At 71.2% G+C, this 22,888-nt stretch carries 26 protein-coding genes; 10 read left to right on the plus strand and 16 right to left on the minus strand.

The features are described 5' to 3' along the window. Window positions 1-13: 13 nt before the first annotated feature. Window positions 14-229, minus strand: a complete 216-nt coding sequence (locus Psi02_RS21865; protein WP_203956043.1) for a dodecin — start codon at window positions 227-229, stop codon at window positions 14-16. A 130-nt stretch (window positions 230-359) separates the two neighbouring features. Between Psi02_RS21865 and Psi02_RS40160 the strand changes: the two genes are divergently transcribed. Beyond that, complete coding sequence (locus Psi02_RS40160) at window positions 360-635, plus strand: DUF3099 domain-containing protein (protein ID WP_239095057.1); 276 nt, start codon at window positions 360-362, stop codon at window positions 633-635. A 203-nt stretch (window positions 636-838) separates the two neighbouring features. On the opposite strand, the gene Psi02_RS21875 is transcribed toward Psi02_RS40160, so the two are convergent. The 3 genes from Psi02_RS21875 to moaA form a co-directional block, all read right to left on the minus strand. Further along, window positions 839-1,096 carry a DUF6457 domain-containing protein gene (locus Psi02_RS21875; protein WP_203976988.1) on the minus strand — a complete coding sequence of 86 codons (258 nt, stop codon included), beginning with the start codon at window positions 1,094-1,096 and terminating at the stop codon, window positions 839-841. Between the two features lie 96 nt (window positions 1,097-1,192). Continuing rightward, on the minus strand, window positions 1,193-1,912 hold the full coding sequence (gene mobA / locus Psi02_RS21880) for a molybdenum cofactor guanylyltransferase (protein WP_203976990.1): 720 nt from the start codon (window positions 1,910-1,912) through the stop codon (window positions 1,193-1,195). A gap of 18 nt (window positions 1,913-1,930) precedes the next feature. Continuing rightward, window positions 1,931-2,920: a GTP 3',8-cyclase MoaA gene (gene moaA / locus Psi02_RS21885; RefSeq protein WP_203976992.1), complete on the minus strand. Its 990-nt coding sequence runs from the start codon at window positions 2,918-2,920 to the stop codon at window positions 1,931-1,933. A gap of 251 nt (window positions 2,921-3,171) precedes the next feature. On the opposite strand from moaA, the gene Psi02_RS21890 reads away from it, so the two are divergent. Further along, on the plus strand, window positions 3,172-4,326 hold the full coding sequence (locus tag Psi02_RS21890; protein ID WP_203976994.1) for an RtcB family protein: 1,155 nt from the start codon (window positions 3,172-3,174) through the stop codon (window positions 4,324-4,326). A 93-nt stretch (window positions 4,327-4,419) separates the two neighbouring features. Here Psi02_RS21890 and Psi02_RS21895 read toward each other — a convergent pair whose 3' ends face one another. Beyond that, window positions 4,420-4,752 (minus strand): nuclear transport factor 2 family protein, encoded by a 333-nt coding sequence (locus tag Psi02_RS21895; RefSeq protein WP_203976996.1) that lies wholly within the window; start codon window positions 4,750-4,752, stop codon window positions 4,420-4,422. A 109-nt stretch (window positions 4,753-4,861) separates the two neighbouring features. Between Psi02_RS21895 and Psi02_RS21900 the strand changes: the two genes are divergently transcribed. Both Psi02_RS21900 and Psi02_RS21905 read left to right on the plus strand, forming a co-directional pair. Then, on the plus strand, window positions 4,862-5,623 hold the full coding sequence (locus Psi02_RS21900; RefSeq protein ID WP_203976998.1) for a TetR/AcrR family transcriptional regulator: 762 nt from the start codon (window positions 4,862-4,864) through the stop codon (window positions 5,621-5,623). 211 nt (window positions 5,624-5,834) lie between these two features. Next, the gene (locus Psi02_RS21905; protein ID WP_203977000.1) at window positions 5,835-6,329 is read left to right on the plus strand and encodes a molybdopterin-binding protein; all 495 of its coding nucleotides are present in this window, start codon (window positions 5,835-5,837) and stop codon (window positions 6,327-6,329) included. 37 nt (window positions 6,330-6,366) lie between these two features. Here the strand turns inward: Psi02_RS21905 and Psi02_RS21910 are convergent, their stop codons facing one another. The 6 genes from Psi02_RS21910 to Psi02_RS21935 all read right to left on the minus strand — a co-directional run bounded on the left by Psi02_RS21910 (window position 6,367) and on the right by Psi02_RS21935 (window position 10,646). After that, the gene (locus Psi02_RS21910) at window positions 6,367-7,434 is read right to left on the minus strand and encodes an ABC transporter ATP-binding protein (RefSeq protein ID WP_203977002.1); all 1,068 of its coding nucleotides are present in this window, start codon (window positions 7,432-7,434) and stop codon (window positions 6,367-6,369) included. Continuing rightward, window positions 7,431-8,186: an ABC transporter permease gene (locus Psi02_RS21915; RefSeq protein ID WP_203977011.1), complete on the minus strand. Its 756-nt coding sequence runs from the start codon at window positions 8,184-8,186 to the stop codon at window positions 7,431-7,433. The genes Psi02_RS21910 and Psi02_RS21915 overlap by 4 nt, the downstream gene beginning before the upstream one ends. An 86-nt stretch (window positions 8,187-8,272) precedes the next feature. Further along, the gene (gene modA, locus Psi02_RS21920; RefSeq protein WP_203977013.1) at window positions 8,273-9,100 is read right to left on the minus strand and encodes a molybdate ABC transporter substrate-binding protein; all 828 of its coding nucleotides are present in this window, start codon (window positions 9,098-9,100) and stop codon (window positions 8,273-8,275) included. Then, the gene (locus Psi02_RS21925) at window positions 9,097-9,498 is read right to left on the minus strand and encodes a TOBE domain-containing protein (RefSeq protein WP_203977015.1); all 402 of its coding nucleotides are present in this window, start codon (window positions 9,496-9,498) and stop codon (window positions 9,097-9,099) included. The genes modA and Psi02_RS21925 overlap by 4 nt, the downstream gene beginning before the upstream one ends. Before the next feature lie 179 nt (window positions 9,499-9,677). Next, a complete protein-coding gene (locus Psi02_RS21930; protein WP_203956031.1) occupies window positions 9,678-9,887 on the minus strand; it encodes a TOBE domain-containing protein in 210 nt (69 codons plus the stop codon). 159 nt (window positions 9,888-10,046) lie between these two features. Beyond that, window positions 10,047-10,646, minus strand: a complete 600-nt coding sequence (locus Psi02_RS21935; RefSeq protein WP_203977017.1) for a TetR/AcrR family transcriptional regulator — start codon at window positions 10,644-10,646, stop codon at window positions 10,047-10,049. A 95-nt stretch (window positions 10,647-10,741) separates the two neighbouring features. On the opposite strand from Psi02_RS21935, the gene Psi02_RS21940 reads away from it, so the two are divergent. After that, complete coding sequence (locus Psi02_RS21940; protein ID WP_203977019.1) at window positions 10,742-11,626, plus strand: SDR family oxidoreductase; 885 nt, start codon at window positions 10,742-10,744, stop codon at window positions 11,624-11,626. Window positions 11,627-11,702: 76 nt separating this feature from the next. Here Psi02_RS21940 and Psi02_RS21945 read toward each other — a convergent pair whose 3' ends face one another. From Psi02_RS21945 to Psi02_RS21965, 5 genes are read right to left on the minus strand one after another with little or no spacing between them, the layout of a single operon-like run. Continuing rightward, a complete protein-coding gene (locus Psi02_RS21945) occupies window positions 11,703-12,659 on the minus strand; it encodes an SDR family oxidoreductase (protein WP_203977021.1) in 957 nt (318 codons plus the stop codon). 55 nt (window positions 12,660-12,714) lie between these two features. Next, the gene (locus tag Psi02_RS21950) at window positions 12,715-13,047 is read right to left on the minus strand and encodes a YnfA family protein (RefSeq protein ID WP_203977023.1); all 333 of its coding nucleotides are present in this window, start codon (window positions 13,045-13,047) and stop codon (window positions 12,715-12,717) included. A gap of 47 nt (window positions 13,048-13,094) precedes the next feature. Then, complete coding sequence (locus Psi02_RS21955) at window positions 13,095-16,091, minus strand: FtsX-like permease family protein (protein WP_203977024.1); 2,997 nt, start codon at window positions 16,089-16,091, stop codon at window positions 13,095-13,097. Then, entirely contained in the window at window positions 16,088-16,894 is an 807-nt protein-coding gene (locus Psi02_RS21960; protein ID WP_203977026.1) for an ABC transporter ATP-binding protein, read from the minus strand. Before Psi02_RS21960 ends, Psi02_RS21955 begins: the two co-directional genes overlap by 4 nt. After that, window positions 16,891-17,529 carry an ATP-binding cassette domain-containing protein gene (locus tag Psi02_RS21965; RefSeq protein ID WP_203977028.1) on the minus strand — a complete coding sequence of 213 codons (639 nt, stop codon included), beginning with the start codon at window positions 17,527-17,529 and terminating at the stop codon, window positions 16,891-16,893. Before Psi02_RS21965 ends, Psi02_RS21960 begins: the two co-directional genes overlap by 4 nt. Before the next feature lie 444 nt (window positions 17,530-17,973). Here Psi02_RS21965 and Psi02_RS21970 point away from each other — a divergent pair, with 444 nt between their 5' ends. From Psi02_RS21970 to Psi02_RS21990, 5 genes are all read left to right on the plus strand, one after another. Next, window positions 17,974-18,816: a UbiA family prenyltransferase gene (locus tag Psi02_RS21970; RefSeq protein ID WP_203977157.1), complete on the plus strand. Its 843-nt coding sequence runs from the start codon at window positions 17,974-17,976 to the stop codon at window positions 18,814-18,816. 355 nt (window positions 18,817-19,171) lie between these two features. Continuing rightward, window positions 19,172-20,227 carry a type III polyketide synthase gene (locus Psi02_RS21975; RefSeq protein ID WP_203977030.1) on the plus strand — a complete coding sequence of 352 codons (1,056 nt, stop codon included), beginning with the start codon at window positions 19,172-19,174 and terminating at the stop codon, window positions 20,225-20,227. 17 nt (window positions 20,228-20,244) lie between these two features. Beyond that, window positions 20,245-20,805 (plus strand): isoprenylcysteine carboxyl methyltransferase family protein, encoded by a 561-nt coding sequence (locus Psi02_RS21980; RefSeq protein WP_203977032.1) that lies wholly within the window; start codon window positions 20,245-20,247, stop codon window positions 20,803-20,805. After that, window positions 20,802-21,827 (plus strand): NAD(P)/FAD-dependent oxidoreductase, encoded by a 1,026-nt coding sequence (locus Psi02_RS40750; protein ID WP_203977034.1) that lies wholly within the window; start codon window positions 20,802-20,804, stop codon window positions 21,825-21,827. Before Psi02_RS21980 ends, Psi02_RS40750 begins: the two co-directional genes overlap by 4 nt. A 216-nt stretch (window positions 21,828-22,043) precedes the next feature. Continuing rightward, the gene (locus tag Psi02_RS21990) at window positions 22,044-22,751 is read left to right on the plus strand and encodes a sensor histidine kinase (protein WP_203977036.1); all 708 of its coding nucleotides are present in this window, start codon (window positions 22,044-22,046) and stop codon (window positions 22,749-22,751) included. Window positions 22,752-22,888 lie beyond the last annotated feature (137 nt).

The raw sequence follows: 22,888 nt of genomic DNA on the forward strand, positions 1-22,888 counted from the left end.
ACCTCGGCCGCGCCTACCCGGCGTCCTCCAGGCGGAAGCCGACCTTCATGCCGACCTGGAAGTGGGCGACCTCGCCGTCCTCGATCTGCCCCCGCACCTCCGTCACCTCGAACCAGTCAAGGTGGCGGAGCGTCTGGGAGGCCCGGCGGACGCCGTTGCGGATGGCCTGGTCGACGCTCTCCGCCGAGGTTCCGACGATCTCTGTCACCCGGTACGTACGGTCCGTCATCGTGCGCTCCTCGCCTCTCGTGTGGGCGCGATCGTATCGCCAAGGCGCCGACGCACCCGCGCCCGGCTGGGTCTACCGTGGAAACGTGAACCCTTGGCGCAGGCTCAGAGGCGCCCCTGTCGTGCACAGCGTGACGGACGCCCAGCCCTCCCTGTCGGCCGACATCAAGCGCCGCGAGATCAGCTATCTGATCAAGATGGGCATCCGTCTCATCTGCCTCATCCTGGCCGTCGCCGTACCGGCTCCGTGGCCGGTGAAGGCGATCCTCGTGGCGGGCGCCGTCCTTTTGCCATACCTTGCCGTTATCGGGGCCAATCAACGAGGTCAGGACGTCATTTCACCTTCGGACATGACGGAATCTAACCAAAACGAGATACCACGCCATCGACGCGAGATCGGGTCGTGACAAAGTCTTGACGTAACCCATGGGTCGGAGGTGTAGAGTCATAACCAAGCGCTCTGGTCCCCCGTCGGAGCGCTGGTGCCGGCGTTCCGGGCCCCCGTCGGAACGCCGATGAAAGCGACGCCGGGTGGTTTGCCCCCGTAACCACCCGGCGTCGCCCTTCCTCCACTCAGGCCGTTTCGCGCCGACTTTTCATCTCGCGTCCGCTACGCGTCGCCGGGTGTTTCCGCAGTCATCTTCTCCCAGTCACGCGCAAGACTTGACAACCTCTCGACGGCGCCGTCGGGCGCGGTCCCCGCACCCTGCGCGAGCCCGAGCAGGTAGGCGGTGAGGGGCGCGGCCGGCCGCGCGACACCATGGGCCACATCTCTCGTCAGGTCGAGCACGGCGTTCCTGTCCACCCGGGCCGGGTCGACGCCGAGCTCCCGGCAGACAAGCGCGGTCCACTCCTCAAGCACGTTCATGCGCACTCCTCGGTGATGACTGTTCGTCGTGACTGTTGCGGCGTTCCCGGTGCCCGCGACGCGTCGCGGGCACCGGATGTCCGGGCCTTGTTTCCACTAGGCACCACGTGCCCGCTCGCGGGCGGCGCCGAGGTCGTCCATCGTGTCGCAGTCGAACCACGGTGCGCGACCGTCGCCGGGCGCCGGAAGATGTACGCGCACCGGTTCGAGCGGGCCCAGCAACCGGTACAACGACCGGCCCCGATACCCGTCCAGCGCGTCCGCGAGAGCCTCCGTCCGCCACACGCCGGTGAGCCACTGCTCCCTGCCGTCGTCGTCGACGAGCACGGCTCCCGCGGCAGCGGTGATCTCCCCCGCACGCGCGGCCAGGAACAGCGCCGTGATGTGGTGCGCGGAGAGGAAGGGCAGGTCGGCGGCGAGCAGAGCCAGCCATGGTGCGCGCACCTGCGCGAGCCCCGCGCGCAACGCGGGGACCGGACCGCCCCCGGGGGGATCCTCACTGGTGAAGACCACTCCGTCGACGGCTTCGGGGCCCTCGTGGGAAGCGGCCCTCACCCCGGCCCCCTCCTCGGCCTGCGACCTGTCGGCCGTCCGCGACGGCTCGTGCGCGAGGTCGCGCGGTGGGCCGACCACGATCAGCCGGGTGGCTTCACCGACGGCCGACGCCACACGTTCGATCAGTGACCGCCCGCCGACGAGGGCGCCGGGCTTGTCCAGCCCGCCCAGGCGCTCGGCCCGTCCGCCTGCCAGGATGACGGCGTCGTACGGCGTGACGCCGCCTCGGATGCCCGGGCCGCCCTCCGGTGTCGTGCTCATCATGGCTCGCCGGCCGTGTCAGCCGCCGATGGCGGACATGGGCCGGGCGGGCTGCAGGAAGGCCGGATCGTCGATGCCGTGCCCGGCCTTCTTCCCGCGGACGGCGGCCATCCATCGCTCCGCCAGATCGTCGTCGGTGGCGCCGCCGCGCAGGGCGGCGCGCAGATCCGACTCCTCGGTGGCGAACAGGCAGTTGCGCACCTGGCCGTCGGCGGTGATCCGGACGCGGTCGCAGGCACCGCAGAACGGCCGGGTGACCGAGCCGATCACGCCCACTCGCCGGGGTCCGCCGTCGACCAGGAACAACTCGGCGGGGGCGCTGCCGCGCTCGCCCGGATCGTCCTCCGTCAGCTCGAAGGCTGCGTTGAGACGGACGAGGATCTCGTCAGCGGTGATCATGTTCTCGCGCTGCCAGCCGTGCTGGGCGTCGAGTGGCATCTGCTCGATGAAGCGCAGCTCGTACCCCTTGTCGAGGCAGTAACGCAGCAGCGGCACCGCCTCGTCCTCGTTGACACCGCGCATCAGCACCGTGTTGACCTTGACCGGCCTGAGTCCCGCCTCGTCGGCCGCGGCGAGCCCGGCGAGGACGTCACGGAGGCGGTCGCGATGCGAAAGCCGTACGAACGTTTCGGGGTCGAGGGTGTCGAGCGAGACGTTCACGCGGTCGAGCCCTGCTTCGGCGAGCGGCCCGGCGAGGCGCGCCAGGCCGATGCCGTTGGTCGTGAGCGAGATCTGGGGTCGCGGGCCGAGGGCGGCGGTCGCGGTGACGATCTCGATCAGCTCTCGGCGCAGGAGCGGCTCACCGCCGGTGAAGCGGACCTCGGTGATGCCGAGACGTTCCACGCCGATGCCGACGAGTCTGACGATCTCATCCGCGGTGAGGAGCTCGGGCTTCGGAAGCCAGTCGAGGCCTTCGGGCGGCATGCAGTACGTGCACCGCAGGTTGCATCTGTCGGTCAGCGAGACCCGAAGATCAGTCGCCATCCGACCGAAAGAGTCAACCAGCACGAGGGGACCTCCATGGCGAGAGAAGATCCAAGCCTAGAGGCCTGGGGTCTTCCTGGCGACAACCCGGCGCGATCACGCTTTGTTTCTGTTAACCACCGGGTGTCACCGTATCAACCAGAGTATCCGGCGGCGGCGGGCGGAACCGCTCCCGCCGGGCCCTTCCCGCGGCCCGGCATCCCCTGCCGGCCGGAAAACCAGTGGGATCTCCCTTGGGGCGTGTGCAAACTGGATCACGAACAGAGGAGATCATCATGCCTAGCGAGGTCGCCCCGAACCTCCTGTCGTGGGCCAGCGAGATCGACGAGGGCGCCATCCAGCAGGCCGCGCGCACCGCACGGCTCCCCTTCGTGTCCGGACACGTCGCGCTCATGCCCGACGCGCACATCGGCATCGGGGCGACGGTCGGATCCGTGATCCCCACCGAGGGAGCGATCATCCCGGCCGCCGTGGGCGTGGACATCGGCTGCGGGATGATCGCGACGGAGACGACGCTGACGGCCGCCGACCTGCCGGAGACGCTCGACGCGCTGATGCCACTGGTGGAGCGGCGGATCCCCGCCGGAGTCGGGAAGGGCCACGAGGACCGCGCCGTGGATCGTGCGCTGGACGACCTGGGCCGTCCGCACAGCGACCTCACGCCCAAGCAGGAGAAGGCCGTGTCGGTCCAGTTCGGCACCCTCGGCTCCGGCAACCACTTCGTCGAGGTCTGCCTCGACGAACGCGACCGGGTGTGGACGGTGCTGCACTCCGGCTCGCGCGGCATCGGCAACCAGCTCGCCACCCGGCACATCGTCGACGCCAAGAAGTCGATGAAGCGCCAGGCCATCGGGCTGGAGGACCCGGACCTCGCGTACCTGGTGCAGAGCACGCCCGAGTTCACCGCCTACATCGAGGACATGCTCTGGTCGCAGCGCTACGCCATGGCCTCGCGTGCCCGGATGGACACGGTGCTGAGCAACGCGCTGTTCCAGGTCGCCGGCAAGGGCGCGCGCGTCCGCACGATCAACTGCCACCACAACTTCACCCAGCAGGAGGAGCACGAGGGCCGGCGGCTGTGGATCACCCGCAAGGGGGCCATCAAGGCCGACACCGGCGACGAGGGGGTCATCCCCGGCTCGATGGGGACGCAGTCGTACATCGTGCGCGGCCGCGGCAACGCGGCGTCGTACAACTCGTGCTCGCACGGCGCCGGGCGGAGGATGTCGCGCGGCCGGGCCAAGCGCGAACTGTCGGCGACGTCGCTGACGGAGGCGATGCGCGGCCGCACGTGGAACGCCGGCCGGGCCGCCGCCCTGGTCGACGAGCACCCGGAGGCCTACAAGCCGATCGACCGGGTGATGGAGGACCAGAAGGACCTGGTCGAGATCCGGCACACCCTCCACCAGGTGTTCAACTACAAGGGTTGATCAGCCGCGGGGATGAGCTGAGGGAGCGCCCTGTCGCGTTGGCGGCAGGGCGCTCTCGTGTCTCCGGCCCCCGTCTCCGATACCCCTGGGCGGTCACGGGGCGATGGTCAGCGCGGAGATCTTGTCGCCGTCGACGGTGAACTCGAACCCCAGCACGACCGGGCTGCCGGGGAAGTCTCCCCCGACCTCGACGGAGACCAGCGTCCGGCCGCCGGCCTCCTTCACCTCTTTGACGTCGTAGGTCGCCCGGACCTTCTTGCTGGCCTCGTCGTTCCACGCCCGGATGGCGTCCGCGCCCTGATGGCGGTTTCCATCGTCGATGATCACCGCGTCCTCGGTGAGCGTGCCCACCAGCCCCTCGCTGTCGTGGGCGCGCTTGGCACGCAGGTACGCGGCGACGGGTTCCGGCAGAGAGGGTGATGACATGGTCTGGTCCTCTGGATCGTCCCTGGTCACGGCCGGTTCTCGAGAGCGACACCGACCGATACGACCACTACAGGATGGAATGTAGCACTTGTAGCGCTATATTCGTTACATGAGTGCCCGTCCCAAGCCGAGCGTGACACGGGACCGGCTGCTGCTCGCCGCCGCGCAACTCCTGCACGAGTCTCCGGGCAAGCCGGTCTCCACCCGGGCCATCTGTGAACGTGCCGGGGTGCAGGCGCCCACGCTCTACCACCACTTCGGGAGCAAACAGGGGCTGCTCGACGCGGTGGTCAACTACGGCTTCACCCAGTACGTCCAGGCCGGCGCACCCGGCGCACCCGGCGCACCCGGCGACGCCGAGGACGGTGACGCCGGCGGCGACCCGGTCGCCCGCATCCGCCAGGGCTGGGACGACCACGTCGGATACGGCCTGGACCATCCCTCGTTCTACGTCCTGCTCTACGGCCGGATCGAGCCGGGAGTCCCCTGCACCCTGACGTCTCGCGCTGAGGCCATGTTGCTCGGCCTGCTCACCGCGGTGGCCCGCGAGGGCCGGCTCCGCGTCACCCCCGCGGAGGCCGCCCGCCAGATCGCGGCCGCCAATGTCGGCGTCACGCTCAGCCTGATCGCCCGGCCGGACGGCGACGCCGACCTCGGGACCTCTCACCAGGTCCGCGAGGCCCTCATCGACGCGCTCATCGTCGACGCCTCCGAGTCGCCGGAGAAGGACGCCGCGCCGACGGTGCGGACCCTGGCCGTCGCGTTGTCGGCCGCGCTCGAGAGTGGCACGGCCGCGCTGAGCGCGGGCGAGGTGACCATGCTCCGCGAGTGGCTGCGACGGCTCGCCACCGATCAGTCCCCCTCCGCGTAACCCAGGAGGGGTTCGCGACGGCCTCCCCTTCCGCGGGCGCGTGAATACGATGGCATGCATCGGTTATCCATCGCATCTACATGCCATTTTGACGGATATTTTGGAAGATGCGTGTAGGAACCTGACCGGCCGGGCAGGTTATCCGAGCGGCTCCGGCCGTTCGGATCCCCCGGATCGGGACGCTCGGACATCCGCACGAGGAGGGGGCGGTATGCGGCCGGCTTCGATCGATGCGTCCGGCGCTCTCGCCGGGCATGTACGGCTGGCCGGCGATCTGCGCGCTCCTCACGTGATCGGCGTGGCCGCGCTGCGAGCCCTGCCCTGCCGTGACGTCGAGGTCGGTTTCCTGTGCCGAACGTCGGGAGCCCGGCGGCATCGTTTCGCGGGCCCGCTGCTCCTGGACGTGTTGCGGGCCGCCGAGCCGGACTTCGATCCCCGCGAGCGCAAGGACCGCCTGCGTTTCCTCGTGTCCGTCCTCGGGCGTGACGGCCACCGGGCGGTGTTGTCCTGGGGCGAGATCGACCCCGAGTTCGGCAACGTCCCGGCGGTGCTCGGGCTGCACATGGACGGGCGGGACCTGGCCGAGCACGGGCCGCATCTCGTCGTCCCCGGCGACCGGTGCGGAGGCCGGCACGTGAGCGAGGTGGTCGAGGTGCGCGTCAGCGCCGACGATCTGCTCTGGACCCGGGACCGCGCGGAGAGTTGACCCGTCCGGCACCGGCCGCGTCGCAGGGGGTCTCCGGTCAGGCGGGATAAGCGTGGGTCTCGGTGGCCTTGACCGCCGCCCACACCTCCTGCCCCGCCGTCAAGTCGAGGTCGGCCACGGCCGCGGGGGTGATGTCGGCGGCCACCGCGATCGGCCCTTCCAGGTGGACGCGGACGTTGTCGCCGTGGCGCTCGATGCCCTCGATCCTGGCCTGCCAGAGGTTGCGCGGCGTCCCGTCGGGGCGGGTGCGGAACAGCGCGACGGCGGAGGGCGGGAAGGCGATGAACACCGGGCCGTGTATCCGCTCGGTGACGCTGAAGACCACGTCGCCGACCGTGACCTGCTGCTCGTCCGCCACCCCCCGGTAGAGGTTGAGCCCGACCAGGCGGGCGACGTAGTCGGTGCGCGGGCGGCGTGCCACCTCCGCGGGTGCGCCCTGCTGGACCACGCCGCCGTTCTCGATGACGACGAGGTGGTCGGCCAGCACCATCGCGTCCAGAGGGTCATGGGTGACCAGGATCGTCGCGCCGTCGAAGTCGCCGAGATGGCGGCGGAGTCTCGACCGGATCTCCAGGCGGGTGTGGGCGTCGAGGGCGGCCAGGGGTTCGTCCAGCAGCAGCAACCGCGGCTCGACCGCCAGGGCGCGCGCGAGGGCGACCCGCTGCGCCTGCCCGCCGGACAGCTGGCGGGGCTTGGCCGCGGCGTGTTCCTCGAGATCGACCCGCTCCAGCCACGCGCTTGCCGTACGGCGGGCGTCGTGCTTCGACGCGCCCCGGCAGCGCGGGCCGAAGGCGACGTTGTCGAGGGCGGACAGGTGCGGGAAGAGGAGGTAGTCCTGGAAGACCACGCCGATCGGGCGGCGCTCGACCGGCAAGGAATGCAGGGGACGGCCGTCGAGGGTGATGTGTCCCTCGGAGAGCGGGGTGAGCCCGGCGAGCGCGCGCAGCGCCGTCGTCTTACCCGCGCCGTTGGGGCCGAGGAGCGCGATGACCTGTCCCGCGGCAGCGGTCAGCTCGATGTCCAGGCGGAACCGGGGACGTTCGACGACCAGGTGGGCCCGCAACTGCGGCTCTCCGTGCCCGGGGTCCGGCTCGTGCTCGCTCACGCGCTCGTCACCCACCGATCGCGCAGGCCTGCCAGGATCGCCACCGACACGACCAGCAGGAGCAGGCTGAGGACGATCGCGGCGTCCGGTTCGGTCTCCAGCGCGAGATAGACGGCGAGCGGCATCGTCTGCGTCCGGCCGGGGAAGTTCCCCGCGAAGGTGATCGTGGCGCCGAACTCCCCGAGAGCGCGCGCCCAGCACAGCACGGCGCCGGCCACGATCCCCGGCGCGATGAGCGGCATGGTGACCCGCCGGAAGACGATCCACCGCGAGGCGCCCAGCGTGGCGGCGGCCTCCTCATAGCGCAGGTCCGCCGCGCGCAGTGCTCCCTCCACGCTGATGACCAGGAAGGGCATCGCGACGAAGGCCTCGGCGACCACCACCCCCGCGGTCGTGAAAGGAAGCGAGAAACCGAACGTGGACTCCAGCCACTGGCCGACCAGCCCGCGGCGGCCGAGCACCAGCAGCAGGGCCACGCCGCCGACCACGGGCGGGAGGACGAGGGGGATGGTGACCAGCGCGCGCACCAGCCGCCTGCCGGGGAAGGGCACGCGCGCCAGCAGCCACGCGAGCGGCACGCCCAGCACCAGGCAGACCGCCGTGGCGATGGTCGCCGTGACCAGTGACAGCCGCAGGGCCTCCAGGACCTGCGGCTCGGCCAGCCGCTCCGGCATCGTCGACCACGGAGCCCGGACCAGGAGCCCGGCGAGAGGCAGGACCAGGAAGGCCATGCCGGCGACGGCGAGCACCATGAGCACCCAGGGGACGCGTCCGGCCCCGGGTCTCTCGCGCGGGCTCCGTGGTCGGTACGGGAGCGGTCGTGTCACGTCAGATCAGGTCAGGCGGCGTCGAACCCGGCCTTGACCAGCACGTCCTTGCCCTGCTGCGAAAGCACCAGGTCGACGAACTTCTTGGCCAGGTCGGGAGCGGGGGCCTTGGACAGGGACGCGATCGGGTAGTCGTTGATCGCCTTGTCGGCCTCGGGGAAGTCGATGCCCGTGACCTTTCCGGCGGCGGACAGCACGTCGGTCTTGTAGACGAGCGCCGCGTCGACCTCACCGAGCTCGACCTTGGTCAGCGTGGCCTTGACGTCCTGCTCCAGGGTGACCGGGGTGACCTTCAGCCCCGCGGCGTCCAGCGCCTTGATCGCCGCGGCGCCGCACGGCACCTGCTCGGCGCACAGTGCCACCTTGACCTTGGAGTCGGCCAGGTCCTTCAACTCGTCGACCTTGGCGGGGTTGTCCGGCGGCACCGCGATCTCCAGCTTGTTGCGCACGAACGTGGTCGGCGCGGCGGCCAGGGAGGCGTCGGTGACGGTCTTCATCGTGGCGGGGCTGGCCGCGGCGAACACGTCGGCGGGGGCGCCCTGCGTGATCTGCTGCGCCAGCGTGGCGCTCGATCCGAAGTTGAACGTGACCTTGACGCCGGGGTTGGCCGCTTCGAAGGTCTTGCCCAGTTCGGTGAAGGTCTCGGTGAGGGAGGCGGCCGCGAACACGGTCAGCGCCGATGACGACGCCGCGGACGAGGCGGCGGGAGAGGCCGACGCCGCGGTGCCGGCGTCGTCGGATCCGCAGGCCGACAGGCCCGCGACGAGCGCTAAAGCGGCGGGGGCCGCGACGGCCCACCGGGTAAGACGCCTGAGCACGGGAACTCCTTCATGGGTCATGTACGCGCGTGGTCGGGGATCTCCACGACGACGTTTGTGGACTTGATGACGGCGATGGCCACCGCCCCGACCTCCAGGCCGAGCTCGTCGGCCGCCTGGCGGCTCATCAGAGAGACCACCCGGAACGGCCCGGCGGCGATCTCCACCTGGGCCATCACGGCGTCCCTGATCACATCGGTCACGATGCCGCGGAAGCGGTTACGCGCCGACGACAGCCCGGAGCCGTCCTCCGTCTCGATCTGGGAGCGGGCGAACGAGGCCAGATCAGCGCCGGCCACCATCCGGTGGCCATGATCGTCGCGCTGCGCCGGCAGACGGCCCGCGTCGACCCAGCGCCGCACGGTGTCCGCGCTGACGCCGAGCAGCGCGGCGGCTTCGCTGATCCGGAACGTGGTCACGGCAGTCACCATACCTTCGAAAATACAAGATTCAATCGTCACAAGTCCGCGCAGGAGCAAGGGTGATCAGGTCGTTAGCATTGCATCTGCGAGACGAGCCCCTCATCCATTCTTCCCCGTGTCCGTACCGACCGTACGGGTGGCGCGGCCCGGGGGCGACTCGCGCCACCCGCCGCGGGTCAGTCCTCCACCGCGAGGATCACGTCCGAGGCCTTGACCATCGCGATCACCTGGCCGCCCCGGGCCAGGCCCAGCTCCCTGGCGGCCTCCACGGTGATCGCGGCCACCAGGCGCACTCCCCCGGCGTCCAGTTCGACGTTCGCGGTGGCCTCACCATGGGTTATGGCGGTCACCCGGGCGGGGATCTTGTTGCGCGCGCTCAAACGCATGACGCTCTCCTTGATCACAACACCGAAAAGGCCGCACCGGCGACCCGGGGCGGCCTTCCGACGTTAAGCCACGCCACTATCGGCAAGAAGCCGCCACGACGCTGCTACCAGCGCTTTTGCGCGCTTCTGCCTCCCCCTGACGAACGTGACGCGCGTCGCTCAGCGAGCGGGCCGCAGACCGCGCAGCAGGATCTCGATCGTGCCGGACACGACCGCGTCGACGGGCCGGTCACCGATCATGCCGCCGGTGATGATCGAGGCGAGGCCCTGGATGGTGGCCAGCAGGGCCATCGCGACCCGGTCGGGATCCTCACTGTCGATCTCCCCGGCCGCCTGGGCCCCGGCGATGAGCGCCACGGGGGCCGCGAACGCGCGGCCGTTGGCCTCCAGGAGTTCGGGGGCGCCGGGACGGTCCTTGCGCGCGAACATCAGCGCCAGGAGCGCCGGATGCGCGGTCGCGAACCGGACATAGGTGCGGGCGAAGACGGTCAGCCGGTCGGCGAAGGCCCCTTCGGCCTCACCGAGGGCCTCGTCGAGCTCGCACCCGAGCCGTTCGAGCCCGAGGACCGCCAGCGCGTCCAGCAGCGCCTGCTTGTCGGGGAAGTGCTGCCGGGGCGCGCCGTGGCTCACGCCGATCTCGCGGGCGAGCTCCCGCAGGGACAGTCCCTGGACGCCGGTCCTCTCGAGTTTCCGCTCGGCGGAGGCGAGCAGCTCGGCGCGCAGGTTGCCGTGGTGGTAACGCGGGATCGCCTCTGCCATGCCCGACAACCTACTCCCCGTCTAGCCATTGACTACATTTCTAGACACTGACTAGATTCTAGGCAGTGACTACTTTTGATGAAGGAGACGCGGACATGGCACCCAGGACCTGGTTCATCACCGGCGCGGCGTCGGGATTCGGATACGAGCTCACCACGCTCCTGCTCGCCAGGGGCGAGCGCGTCGCGGCGACCAGCCGCCGCGACGACGCGCTGTCGCCCCTCATGGCCCAGTACGGCGACCGCCTGTGGACGGCGCCCCTGGACGTGGCCGACGCCTCCGCGATCCGCCGCGTGGTCGGCGAGGCGTTCTCCGCCTTCGGCCGGATCGACGTGGTCGTCTCCAACGCCGGGTTCGGCGTGCTCGGCGCGGCCGAGGAGGTCTCCGACGAACTCCTGCGCCGTCAGATCGAGGTCAACCTGATCGGCGCGATCCAGCTCACCCGGGCCGCGGTGCCGTACCTGCGGGCGCAGGGCGGGGGGCGGATCATGCAGATGTCCAGCTCGGGCGGGCAGGTTCCCGATCCCGGCATGAGCGTGTACAACGCGACCAAGTTCGGGGTCGAGGGGTTCTTCGAGTCGGTCGCCATCGAGCTCGCGCCGTTCGGCATCGAGGTCACCCTCGTCGAGCCGGGTGGCGCGCGGACCGGCTTCAACCGCAACCTCGCGGTCGCCGACCCGATCGGCGCGTACGCCACAGGCATCGTGGGCCGGATCCGCGGCATGCTGGGCGGCGACGCCGATCCGGAGTTCGTCCGAAGGGCCGTCGCCGGCGACCCCCGGAAGATCGCCAGGGCCGTCGCCGACTCGGCCGCCGCGGCGCCGGCGCCGCGGCGGCTCACGCTCGGCGGCAACGCCTACGAGGCGATCGAGGCGGCGCTCCAGGACAGGCTGTCGGCGCTGCGGGCGCAGCGCGAGCTCGCCTACGGCACCGACGCCGACGACGTCGTCGCCGAGCGCGCGGGCGCCCCCGTCACCTGAGCCTGGCCGGCCGTACGGTCCCTGTAAGAGGATCGACGGCGTCGTGCGCGGGCGCTCGCTGCTCGCGTGGGCGTCATCAGGCGGCCGGAGCGGCCGCGGGAAAGGCGACTCCGGTGAGCTCTTCTGAGACGGCCCACAGGCGTGCGGCGTCCGCGTCGTTCAGCGCGCGCCTGGGCGCTCGCGCCACGGCCGGGCCGCCGGTGAGCCCGGCGAACCCGTCCGGGCCGTAGTAGGCGCCGCCTTCGGCCTCGGGACTGGTGGCGGCGTGGAGGAGCGGCAGGATGCCGGTGGGCACCTCCTGCCACATCCCCGGGATCCGGTACAGGAAGCCGTAGAGCAGGCGCGTCCGCGCCACGGCGACGCCACCGTGCGTCGGGCCGGTGACCTGCAGATTGGTGATCGTCGCACCGGGGTGCGCGGCGTTGCTGAGGATTCCCCAGCCGCCCTCCCTGCTGCGGCGGTCGAGTTCACGGGCGAACAGCAGGTTCGCGATCTTCGATCCTCCGTAGGAACGGTGCGGCCCGTACCGCTCGCTCTGCAGGTCGCCGAAGTTCAGGCGGCCGTACCACGCGGCGATGCTGCTGACCGTCGTCACCCGGGGCGCGGCCGCGGCCCGCAGCAACGGCAGCAGATGCGCGGTGAGCGCGAAATGCCCGAGGTGGTTGCCGCCGAACTGCATCTCGAACCCGTCCCGGGTCACGGCCCGCTTCGGCAGCGCCATGACGCCGGCGTTGTTGATCAGGAAGTCGATCGGGCGGCCCTCGGCGACAAGTTCCGCGCCCAGGGCCGCCACACTGTCGAGTGACGCCAGGTCGAGATGCCGGATGGTCAGCCGCGCATCCGGCACCTCCGCGCGGACCTTCTCCACCGCGACGGCCCCCTTGCCGCGGTCGCGGACGGCCAGGACGACCTCCGCGCCGGCCCTGGCGAAGCGGCCGGTGAGCCCGAGCCCGAGGCCGCTGTTCGCACCGGTGATCACCGCGCGCCTGCCCGTGAGGTCGGGGACGGTCACGTCGGGCGCAGAGCGTGCCATGGGGATCTCCAGGGGGACGTACCGCCAGGGTCACCGGCAAACTATCCCATCGTGATCACTTGTGGGGGGCGTACATGATGACGGCCACGCCCACGAGGCAGATGGCCGCCCCGACGATGTCCCAGACGGTGGGGCGGAACCTGTCCACCACGACCCCCCATGCCAGCGACCCGGCCACGAACACGCCCCCGTAGGCGGCCAGAACCCGCCCGAAATTGGCCTCAGGCTGAAATGTCGCGACGAAGCCGTACCCGCCGAGAGCGACGACCCCCGCGGCGATCCACCACAGGCCGCGATGTTCCCGCCATCCCTGCCAGACCAGCCACGCGCCGCCGATCTCGGCGAGAGCGGCCAGGAGGAAGAGCAGGACCGAACGAGCGACTGTCACGACTCCGACCGTATCGGGCGAGGGGCCGCGCACTGCTGCCTGGAGGATCAGGCGGGCGCCTCACGAAGCTGGTCGACCCGGACGCCGCGCAGCAGCAGTTCCGACGTCACGGCGGCGGCGACCACGCTCAGGACGAGCACGGCGCAGGCCACGGCGATGACGGGACCGGGCACGAGCGAGTAGTCCAGCGGCGGCGTCACGGGGGTCTCGGCGAACTCGGGCACGCGCGGCAGCGCGGCCCACGCCGCGACCAGACCGGCGAGCACTCCCGTCAACGCACCCCATGACAGTGTGATCGTCTGCTCCAGCAGCAGTGCCACCCGCAGGGGCCGCACGCGGGCGCCCGCCGCCTCCAGGGCCGCCATCTCGTACGTGCGCCGCCGCGCCGCCGTGTGGAGGGCGAGGACGGCCCGGCCGAGCGCGAGCAGCGCGGCGACGCCCGCCGACACGATGAGCAGGAGCAACGCCAGGCCGGGTCCCTGGGTGACGTAACCGGAGACGAGATCGTCCGTCGTGCGCGTGGCGAGGACGGGGACGCTGTCTCTCCGCAGCGCCTCGCGCACCTCGTCCCCACGGCCGGGGGCCGCCCAGATCTGGAACTCCGTACGCGGCGAGTAGCCGTAGGCGACCCGGTCGGCGGTCTCCAGGTCGACGACGACGCCGGGAGCGTTCAGACCCGGAAGGGCCTGCGCGGAGGCGACGGACTCGAAACCCGAGAAGTGGCCGTCGTCCAGACCCGGCAGCTTCTGGCCCGCGCCCGGCCCCGACGACAGCGCGGGCAGGGGGTCGGGGAAGGTGTCGGGCCTGACGGCGCCGGTGCCGAACGATTCCAGCGACAGCGGGAGGCCTTCCCTGGGGACGAAGGCGGGCGTCCATCTGCTCGTGTCCGCGAGTCCCGCGTCGACGGTGCTCCACCGGCCGTCCTGCCGTACCTCGAGCTTCTTGACGACGACGCTGCCGGTCGGGCCGTCCTCGAGGCTCGCCCCCGAGGCCATCGTCACCTCCAGGCGCAGGCCGCGCAGCTCGCAGACGGCGTCGCGGCACCCCCGCGGCAACCCCCATTCGTGAACCTTGATCCGCGAGTCGGGGCGGCCGAGGGGGATGGTGGCGGGTTTGGTCTCACCGGTCACCCGGAAATCGGCGTAGAGAATGGCGCTCCACCCGTCGGGCATCTTCGGCGTGCTGACGTCGGCGCGGATGCGGTCGCCACCCACGAGCACGCGGGGCGCGGCCGTCCGGGGGGCGAGTTTCGCCGTCATCGCGCTCAACGGCCGGTTCCCCGCGTACGACGGACGCCACAGGGCGACCGAGGCGAACCGGGCGGGGTCGGTGGCGAGCATCGCGGGAGGACCGGGCGTCACGATGACCGGCGCCGTGCCGGGAACGTCGGCCGAGATCTTCCTGAGCGTCGCCACGTCGCTTCGGGGAACGACGAACACGGTCTCGGCGCCGTTGTGGACACGCGCGACCTCCTGGTAGTTGCGCGAGGTCACCGACCAGGCCGCGACGGCGAAGACCGCGAGGCCGAGTCCCGCGGCGAGCACGATCACGGTGCTCCCCGTCGCGGAGCCACGGGAGATCTGGCGCATGGCGAGGAAGGCCCCGATGTCGCCGTGGGTCCGGGTGAACCGGAACAGCGCGCGGCAGACGAGCGGCAGGAGCCTTCTGGCGATCAGGGCGAGTGCCACCGCGAGCAGGCCCGGCGCGATGAGGGCGCTCGCGCGTTGCCCGGTCGCGTCGGTGATGACGTCTCCGGCGAGCAGTTCCGCGAGCCCCACGGCGGTGATCGCGAGCACCACGGCGTCGACGACCCACGTGCGACGGCGCGAACGCGGGGTGCGCCGCCACTGCTCGACGACGGGCTGCGTCACCGTCTGCCTGGCGGCCAGGGCCGTGGCCAGAAGACCACCGAAGACGGCGGCCACACCGCACAGCACGGTGAAGCCGTCCACCGTGACGACCAGGTCGTCACGGAGAAGCGTCGCGGCCATCCGGGAGACCACGGCCCAGCTCGCGGCGATCCCGATCGGCAGGGCCGCGAGGAGGAGGAAGGCCGGCTCCGACAGGCCGAAGGCCCAGATGCGCGACGTCGGCAGGCCGCGCAGCCGCGCCAGCGCGATCTCCTGCGCGCGGGCGGCGACGAGGTCGCGGACGGTGAGGAACAGCAGGAGCCAGCCCAGGGCGACGAGCTGGACCGTCACGAGCGTCGTGGGCACCGACAGGGAGTCGACCCGGAGGTGGACCGCCTCCAGGGTCTCGTCCAGGTAGCCGAAGACCGTGGTCGTCTCGCCCGTCTGCCCGAGGGCCCGCAACCTGGCATGGACGGACTCCAGCGACGCGACGTCGTCACCTGTGATCTTGTTCGGGTCGATGTAGAGGATGGCGGTGCTGGTCCACGCGGCGCCGACGATCGCGTCGATCCGGTCGCCGCCGGTCTTCACACCGACCGTCCCCTGCGTCTCCGGCGCGGTGAGGAGAGGGTCGCCGTTGCCTTCTGTGACCCCGGCCGTCTGCGGGAACAGGCTCCGGCCGTACCAGATCGGGTCGGCGGCGTCGGTCGCGTAGACGCCGACCACACGCAGCGGCGTCAGGCGCCGTTTCTCGGCGCCGGGATCACTCAGCAGGCTCAGCTTCACCGTGTCGCCGACCGTGAATCCGGACGCGCGGCTGACCATGATCTCGTTGGCCGCCCGCGGGCACCGCCCCTCGGCCGTGGTCACGTGGTCGCACTGCCCGTCGATCCACATCAGCGGGTAGGTCTTGGTGGCCTTGTCGTTGGGGCTGAGCAGTTCCGCCCCTCTGATCGGCGGGAGGAGGAACGGCGCCGTGATCTCCTTCACCAGCTCGCCCGCGTCGTCCGACACCGATGTGACCCGCCAGCCCCGGTGGTCGAGGATCGCCTTGTCCAGCGTCTCCCGTATCAGCGTGGTGCGGGCCGCGTCGGTGTACATCGGGCCGAGGGACCCTGCGACCACGGGGACGACCGCGACGATCAGCACGATGAGCGACAGCCAGCGCCGCCGCCACAACCCGCGGAGCATCATGACTCGGCCCGCCTGAGGACGACGCCGTCCGGCAGGGGCTCGACGCGGGCCATGGAGCCGGGCGGCAGCAGTTCGTGATACTCGGGCGGCAACTGGATGGCGCCCTCTCTTCCGACCACCACGAAGTCCTCCCCGTGCCTGCCCTCCGCGCCGATCCGCCCGTCCCTGATCGTGACCGTGCGGCTGGTCGCCTCGCTGACCCGCGGGTCGTGCGTCACGACCACAGAGGTGGTGCCGAGCTCCTTGATCAGCTCGATCACCGTCTGGCCGGTGGCCCGGTCGAGCTGGCTCGTCGGCTCGTCGGCGAGCAGCAGCCGGGGACGGTTGGCCAGGGCGACCGCGACGGCCAGCCGTTGCTGCTCTCCCCCGGACAGGCGCCCGGCGGGCTTGTCGCGGACACCGTTCAGCCCGACCCGGTCCAGCAGGTCGCCCGCCGCCCGCCTGGCCCGCCGCCTGACGGCGCGCTGGGCGAAGGTCACGTTCTGCACGGCCGAGGCGTACGGGATGAGGTTGCGGGCCGGGTTCTGCAGGACCACCCCGATCTGCGCGGCTCTGAGCCGGTCCAGCGCGCGCGGCCCGAGCCTGCCGATCTCGGTGCCGCCCAGCCAGAGCCGTCCGGCACTCGGCCGGAGCAGCCCGGCGAGCAGCCAGAGCAGCGTCGACTTGCCCGCGCCCGACGGCCCGAGGAACGCGACGCTCTCCCCCTCTTCGATGACCAGGTCGATGTCGCGCAGCGCCACGACCTCGATCTCCTTGGTCTTGTAGATCTGCACGACGCCGTCGCAGCGCACCGCCTGGGTCATGGGACACCCGCCGTCGACCGCAACTCCACGACCCGGTCGCAACGATCGGCCACCTCGGGGTCATGTGTGGCGACGACGAGCGCGGCGGGAGCGGCCATCAGCGCCTCCAGGACGAGAACGCGGTTGACCTTGTCCTGCTCGGCCGTCGGCTCGTCGGCGAGGATGACGCTCGGCGCCAGGGCCAGGGCGCGGGCCACCGCCACACGTTGTTGCTGCCCGCCGGACAACTCCTCGATGAGGTGGTCCGCGTAGGCGGTGAGCCGCATGCCGTCCAGGACCCGGGCCGCCTCCGCGATCGCATCCCGTGGCGTACGGCCGGCGGCCCGCAGCGCGACCTCCACGTTCTCCGCGGCCGTAAGGAGCGAGACGAGCCCGTACGACTGGAAGACCAGGGTGAGGTTCCTGCGCAGGGACGGCTGCTCGTCGAGGGGGACCGAGCCGACGAGGACGCGGCCCGCGGCCGGCGGGATCAGGCCGCCGAGCGTCGTGAGCAGCGTCGTCTTCCCCGAGCCGGAGGGCCCCATGATCGCGACCCGCTCGCCGGGCATGATCTCCAGCGAGATGTCCTTCACCACCTCCCTGCCGCCGGCTCGGCAGGCGAGCGACTGGCAGGACAGGGCTGGCTGGGGCACCATCGGCCTCCCCCTGATGCGACACGATCGCGTGGCCCTTACGCGACATAATCGAATAGATCACCTTGTGCGCTCCGCCGACCCTAAGCCCGGGGAGATCACAGAGAAGTCACGATCACCGCACAGATCGAAGCCCCCGCATCACCGTCCGTCCCCTTGGTGGTGATCATGCACAAGTTCTTGATCATGCTGGCTGACCGGCCGACCCTTTGTCCGTGATCATGCACACTTTCGGTCACGCGTGGCCCGACCAGCGCATATTCCGTTCGTGATCATGCACAGGTTCGATGCCGTGCCGTACGAGCAGGGTCAACGCGCTGCGTGATCATGCACAGGTTCGCTGTCGTGCCGTACGAGCAGGGTGAACGCACTGCGTGATCATGCGGATTCCGCCGTGCCTGCGGGCCAGGTGGTGATCGGCGCCAGAGTTACGCTCTGGTGGTGGCGATGGGGCGTGGCTCCTGGGCGGGGGCACTGGGCGGGCTCGCGAGGGCATGCCATCCCGGGCCGACCGTGGCCGTCACCGCCCTGGTCACCGCACTCGCGGTGGCCGCCGGACGCGACACCGCAGGCAGCGCCCTCGTGGCGGCGGCGATCCTCACCGGCCAACTCTCGGTGGGCTGGTGCAACGACGCCGTGGACGCGGGCCGCGACACCGCCGCCGGGCGTGCGGAGAAACCCATCGTCAGCGGCCAGGTCGGCGTGAAGACCGTTTATGTGTCCGCGTTCTCCGCGTTCGTCGTCTGCGTGCCGCTTTCGTTCGCCTGCGGCCTGCTGGCGGGCACCGTCCACCTCATCGCGGTCGCGGGAGCATGGGCCTACAACCTGCGACTGAAGGCGACGCTCTTCTCATGGGTGCCGTACGTCGTGGGGTTCGGCAGCCTGCCGGTGTTCGTGGTGACCGGGCTCCCCGGACGGCCGTGGCCGGCCTGGTGGGTGGTCGTCGCGGCGGCCGCCCTCGGCCTCGGGGCGCATCTCGCGAACGTCCTGCCGGACATCGGACAGGATGTGGCCGTCGGCGTCCGCGGATGGCCACAACGTCTGGGGGCGTCCCGCGTCCGCGCGTTGATCCCGGTGCCCCTGCTCGCCGCTTCCGCGCTGCTCGTGTTCGCACCTCCGGGGCCGCCCGACGCCGTCGCCTGGGCTGGACTGGCCGCGGTGACCGCGTTCGGCCTTGCGGGTACGGCCCTCGGCGGCTTGTCGCCGAAGATCCCCTTCGCGACGGCCATCGCGTGCGCGGCCGTCGACGTCGGCCTCCTTCTCGCGTCCGGGACCGGAGTCGGCGCCTGACGACGGCCCACAGTGCGGCGGCGGGCGCGCGACCATCCACGCATGATCACGAACGGAGTACGCGCTGGTCAGACGTTACGCGACCGAAAGTGTGCATGATCACGAACAAAGAGTCGGCTGGTCAGCGGGCATGCCCACGAATGCATGCATGATCACGCGCCGAGGTGGGGCTGGTCGTGGGGAGATTCACGAATCTGTGCATGATCACGACCGGGGAAATGGGCTGGTCGCCGGGCATAACTGCGAACCTGTGCATGATCACCCCCAATCCCTTGGCCGGAGTGATCGGCATGGGGACGCTCTTGGCGGGCAAAAGAGATATGCCGAAGGTTTCGCCAGCCCGGGGGATTTTGATATGACGCGAATCGCCGCTGTCCACGGAGTCCTTCCCCCGAACCGGTACCCCCAGGAAGAGATCACCGACGTCTTCGCCAAGGTCTGCCTGCCCCAAGGCGGCGACCGGAGACTGCTCGACCGGCTCCACACCAGCGCCCGCGTCTCGCACCGCAATCTCGTTCTCCCGCTCGACCAGTACGGCAAGCTCGACGGATTCGGCATGGCCAACGATCTGTTCATCGAGGCGGCCGTCGAGCTCGGCGCCGAGGCCATCACCGGCGCGCTCGACGCGGCGGGCCTCACCCCGGACGACGTCGACATGATCATGTGCACGTCGGTGACCGGCATCGCGGCCCCATCCGTCGACGCGAGGCTGGTGAACCGCCTCGGCCTGCGTCCGGACGTGAAGCGGGTCCCCGTCTTCGGTCTGGGCTGCGTGGCCGGCGCCGCGGGGATCGCCCGCCTGCACGACTACCTGCGCGGCTGGCCCGGCCATGTGGCCGTCCTGCTCTCGGTGGAGTTGTGCTCGCTCACGCTCCAGCGGGGGGACGGATCGATCGCCAACCTGGTCGCGAGCGCGTTGTTCGGGGACGGCGCCGCGGCGGTCGTCGCCGTCGGGGACGAGCGGGCGGCGGGGCAGGGTCCCACGGTCGTGGACACCCGCAGCCACCTCTACCCGGAGTCCGGCCGGGTGATGGGCTGGGACGTCCGCGACTCCGGCTTCAAGGTCGTGCTGGACGCCGGCGTCCCCGACGTCGTACGGACCTACCTCGCCGGCGACGTGGACGCCTTCCTGCGCGGCCACGGGCTGGCCGCGCCCGACATGACGGCGTGGGTGTGCCATCCCGGCGGCCCGAAGGTCCTCGACGCGGTGGCCGAGGCGCTCGAGCTCCCGGGCGGCGCGCTCGACATGACCTGGCGGTCATTGGACGCGATCGGGAACCTGTCCTCCTCGTCCGTCCTCCACGTCCTCAGGGACACCCTCGCCCTCCGTCCGCCGCCGCCCGGCACCCCCGGGCTGCTGATCGCGATGGGCCCCGGCTTCTGTTCCGAGCTCGTCCTCCTGCGCTGGTAACCCGGAGGTTCCCGCACGTGTCACCCTGGTACGCACTGCTCGTCGTCCTCGTCGCGGTGGAACGCCTCGCCGAACTGGTCGTGGCCCGCCGCAACGCGCGGTGGAGTCTGGCGCGAGGCGGGGTCGTCGCCGGACGCGGCCACTACCCCTGGATGGTCGCCCTCCACACGGGGCTGCTGATCGGGTGCCTGCTGGAGGTGTGGCTGGCGGGCAGGCCGTTCGTCCCCGCGCTCGGCTGGCCCATGGTCGTCCTCGTCCTGGCGGCGCAGGGCCTGCGCTGGTGGTGCATCACCACCCTCGGTCGTCAGTGGAACACCGAGGTCATCGTGGTGCCCGGCCTGCCCCTGGTGACCCGCGGGCCGTACAGCCTGCCGTGGCTGCGCCACCCGAACTACGTGGCGGTGGCGGTCGAGGGGGCGGCGCTGCCGCTGGTCCACACCGCGTGGCTGACCGCGGTCGTCTTCACCGTGCTGAACGCCGTCCTGATGGTCACCAGGATCCGGTGCGAGGAGTCCGTCATGGACGAGCTTTCCGCCGCGTCCACGGGCTCCGGTCCGCGGGGAGGGACGCAGCAGTGATCGACGTCCTCGTCGCCGGCGGCGGCCCGGCGGGGCTCGCGACCGCGATCAACGCCGCGCGGGCCGGGATGGAGGCGGTCGTGGTGGAGCCGCGGGCGGGCCCCGTGGACAAGGCCTGCGGCGAGGGACTGATGCCGACGGGGGCCGCCGCTCTCCGGTCGATGGGCGTGCTCATGGACGGCAGGCCGTTCCGGGGGATCAGTTACTTCGACGGATTCCATCGAGCGCAGGCGGCCTTCCGCGACGGCCTCGGGATCGGCGTGCGGCGGACCGTCCTGCACGCGGCCCTCGCCGGCCGCGCGGAGGATCTCGGCGTCCGCGTCGTCTCCGGCCATGTGGACGGCGTATGCCAGGAGGCCGGCTCCGTGCTGGCGTCGGTCGGCGGCCGGCCCCTGCGGGCGAGGTGGCTGGTCGCCGCCGACGGGCTGCACTCCCCCATCCGGGCGATGCTCGGGCTGGAGCCGCGCCCTTCGCGCCTCCGGAGGTACGGCCTGCGCCGCCACTACCGCACGGCCCCGTGGACGGACTTCGTGGAGGTGCACTGGGCTCCCGGAGGGGAGGCATATGTCACCCCGGTGGGCGACGACCTCGTCGGGGTGGCCGTGCTCAGCTCCCGGCGCCGGGCCTACGACGACCACCTGGCGGAGTTCCCCGATCTGCGCGCCCGGCTGGACGGCCCGGCGGCGACTCCGGTGCGCGGGGCGGGCCCTCTGCTCCAGCGCGTACGGTCCCGGGTGGCCGGCCGGGTGCTGCTCGTGGGCGACGCGGCCGGATACGTGGACGCGCTCACCGGTGAGGGTCTCTCGCTGGCGGTGTCGTCGTCGGAGGCTCTGGTGCGCTGCCTGCGGGAAGGGCGGCCCGAGAGCTACGAGCAGGCCTGGCGCCGCATCTCCCTGCGCCATCGGGTGCTGACCTCCGCGCTGCTGACGGCTCGGCGTCATCAGGGGTCCGCACGCCTGGTCGTTCCAGCGGCGCAGCGCCTGCCCGCCCTTTTCAGCGCGGCGGTCCGGGCACTCGCCTGAGACTCCAGATTGTGCGCGGCCGCGGCCCGAATTCTCTATCCTCGATAACCGAATCACGCACATCGCGACGATTCCGGCATCCATCCGGCGATTCGCAAATAGAACGCAATTCGACTCCGCATTAAGTCGCCATATTCATTGAACTTTCATGCAATGATCTAGCCGTGCATCCGAGCAAGGCCGATCCTCTGGCGAGGGGGACTGGAGGATCTTCACGTGCCCAGCTCCGCCATGCTCGCTCTCGCCGCCGTGACGATCTGCCTGCTGTGCGCCGCCGCCGCCATGCTTGTCCGGTGTTCACGACGGCCGGGCCCTCCTGACGGCGAGGCGCTGCGCAAGGCCGCGGCCGAGGCGCGTGAGCAGCTCGGCCGGGACGTGCACGACCTGGTCGGCAGCCGCCTCTGGCTGGCCTCCCTGCAGGGGGAGCTGGCCTACCGCCTCGCCGACGAGAACTCCCCCGTACGGCCGGCGCTGGCCAACGTGATCGAGTCCGTACGGCAGGCCGCGACCGACATCCGCAACGTCACCCGTTCCTACCAGGAGATCTCCCTCTGGTCGGAGATCGCCGACGCCCGGGCCGTCTTCACAGCGCGCGGCGTCGATTGCACGCTACGACTGGCGGAGGTGGACCTCACCCCCGAGGCGGGCGCCGTTTTCGCCGTCACGGTCCGCGAGGCCGTGACCAACGTCCTCCGGCACAGCGACGCACGCCATTGCCTCATCGAGATGAGGCTCACGGGACGCTCCGTCACGCTCACCGTCGCCAACGACGGCGTGGAACCCCTGACCCGCCCGCAGAGCGGCACCGGCATCGACAGCCTGCGCAACCGCGCGGCCGCGCTCGACGGCACGGTCAGCACGATCCTCGACCTGGACGGCTGGTTCCGGCTGGTGGCGGAGCTCCCCAGCCGCCCGTCCCGCTAACGGAGCCGAGCGCCGGCGCGGGCGCGTGACCACCGTTGCGCACCGCCGGCACCGAGACCGGCCCCGGCGGGTCGGCGCCCCCACCGCTCCCAGAATGCGGTCACGGGGCCTCTCACCTGTGAATCCACCGGGTTTCC

Origin of the sequence: Planotetraspora silvatica (genome assembly GCF_016863315.1) — a bacterium.
GTDB lineage: Bacteria > Actinomycetota > Actinomycetes > Streptosporangiales > Streptosporangiaceae > Planotetraspora > Planotetraspora silvatica.

Excerpts from the sequence above, each read along its gene's own strand:
- Psi02_RS21900 (WP_203976998.1), top strand. The coding sequence starts at position 4,862 with ATGAGTGCCCGTCCCAAGCCGAGCGTGACACGGGACCGGCTGCTGCTC.
- Psi02_RS21905 (WP_203977000.1), top strand. The coding sequence starts at position 5,835 with ATGCGGCCGGCTTCGATCGATGCGTCCGGCGCTCTCGCCGGGCATGTA.
- modA (WP_203977013.1), bottom strand. The coding sequence starts at position 9,100 with ATGACCCATGAAGGAGTTCCCGTGCTCAGGCGTCTTACCCGGTGGGCC.
- Psi02_RS21865 (WP_203956043.1), bottom strand. The coding sequence starts at position 229 with ATGACGGACCGTACGTACCGGGTGACAGAGATCGTCGGAACCTCGGCG.
- Psi02_RS21960 (WP_203977026.1), bottom strand. The coding sequence starts at position 16,894 with ATGACCCAGGCGGTGCGCTGCGACGGCGTCGTGCAGATCTACAAGACC.
- Psi02_RS21895 (WP_203976996.1), bottom strand. The coding sequence starts at position 4,752 with ATGTCATCACCCTCTCTGCCGGAACCCGTCGCCGCGTACCTGCGTGCC.
- Psi02_RS21915 (WP_203977011.1), bottom strand. The coding sequence starts at position 8,186 with ATGGTGCTCGCCGTCGCCGGCATGGCCTTCCTGGTCCTGCCTCTCGCC.
- Psi02_RS21955 (WP_203977024.1), bottom strand. The coding sequence starts at position 16,091 with ATGATGCTCCGCGGGTTGTGGCGGCGGCGCTGGCTGTCGCTCATCGTG.
- Psi02_RS21970 (WP_203977157.1), top strand. The coding sequence starts at position 17,974 with ATGGGGCGTGGCTCCTGGGCGGGGGCACTGGGCGGGCTCGCGAGGGCA.
- Psi02_RS21930 (WP_203956031.1), bottom strand. The coding sequence starts at position 9,887 with ATGCGTTTGAGCGCGCGCAACAAGATCCCCGCCCGGGTGACCGCCATA.
- Psi02_RS21935 (WP_203977017.1), bottom strand. The coding sequence starts at position 10,646 with ATGGCAGAGGCGATCCCGCGTTACCACCACGGCAACCTGCGCGCCGAG.
- Psi02_RS21945 (WP_203977021.1), bottom strand. The coding sequence starts at position 12,659 with ATGGCACGCTCTGCGCCCGACGTGACCGTCCCCGACCTCACGGGCAGG.
- Psi02_RS21890 (WP_203976994.1), top strand. The coding sequence starts at position 3,172 with ATGCCTAGCGAGGTCGCCCCGAACCTCCTGTCGTGGGCCAGCGAGATC.
- Psi02_RS21965 (WP_203977028.1), bottom strand. The coding sequence starts at position 17,529 with ATGGTGCCCCAGCCAGCCCTGTCCTGCCAGTCGCTCGCCTGCCGAGCC.
- Psi02_RS21875 (WP_203976988.1), bottom strand. The coding sequence starts at position 1,096 with ATGAACGTGCTTGAGGAGTGGACCGCGCTTGTCTGCCGGGAGCTCGGC.
- mobA (WP_203976990.1), bottom strand. The coding sequence starts at position 1,912 with ATGAGCACGACACCGGAGGGCGGCCCGGGCATCCGAGGCGGCGTCACG.
- Psi02_RS21975 (WP_203977030.1), top strand. The coding sequence starts at position 19,172 with ATGACGCGAATCGCCGCTGTCCACGGAGTCCTTCCCCCGAACCGGTAC.
- Psi02_RS21940 (WP_203977019.1), top strand. The coding sequence starts at position 10,742 with ATGGCACCCAGGACCTGGTTCATCACCGGCGCGGCGTCGGGATTCGGA.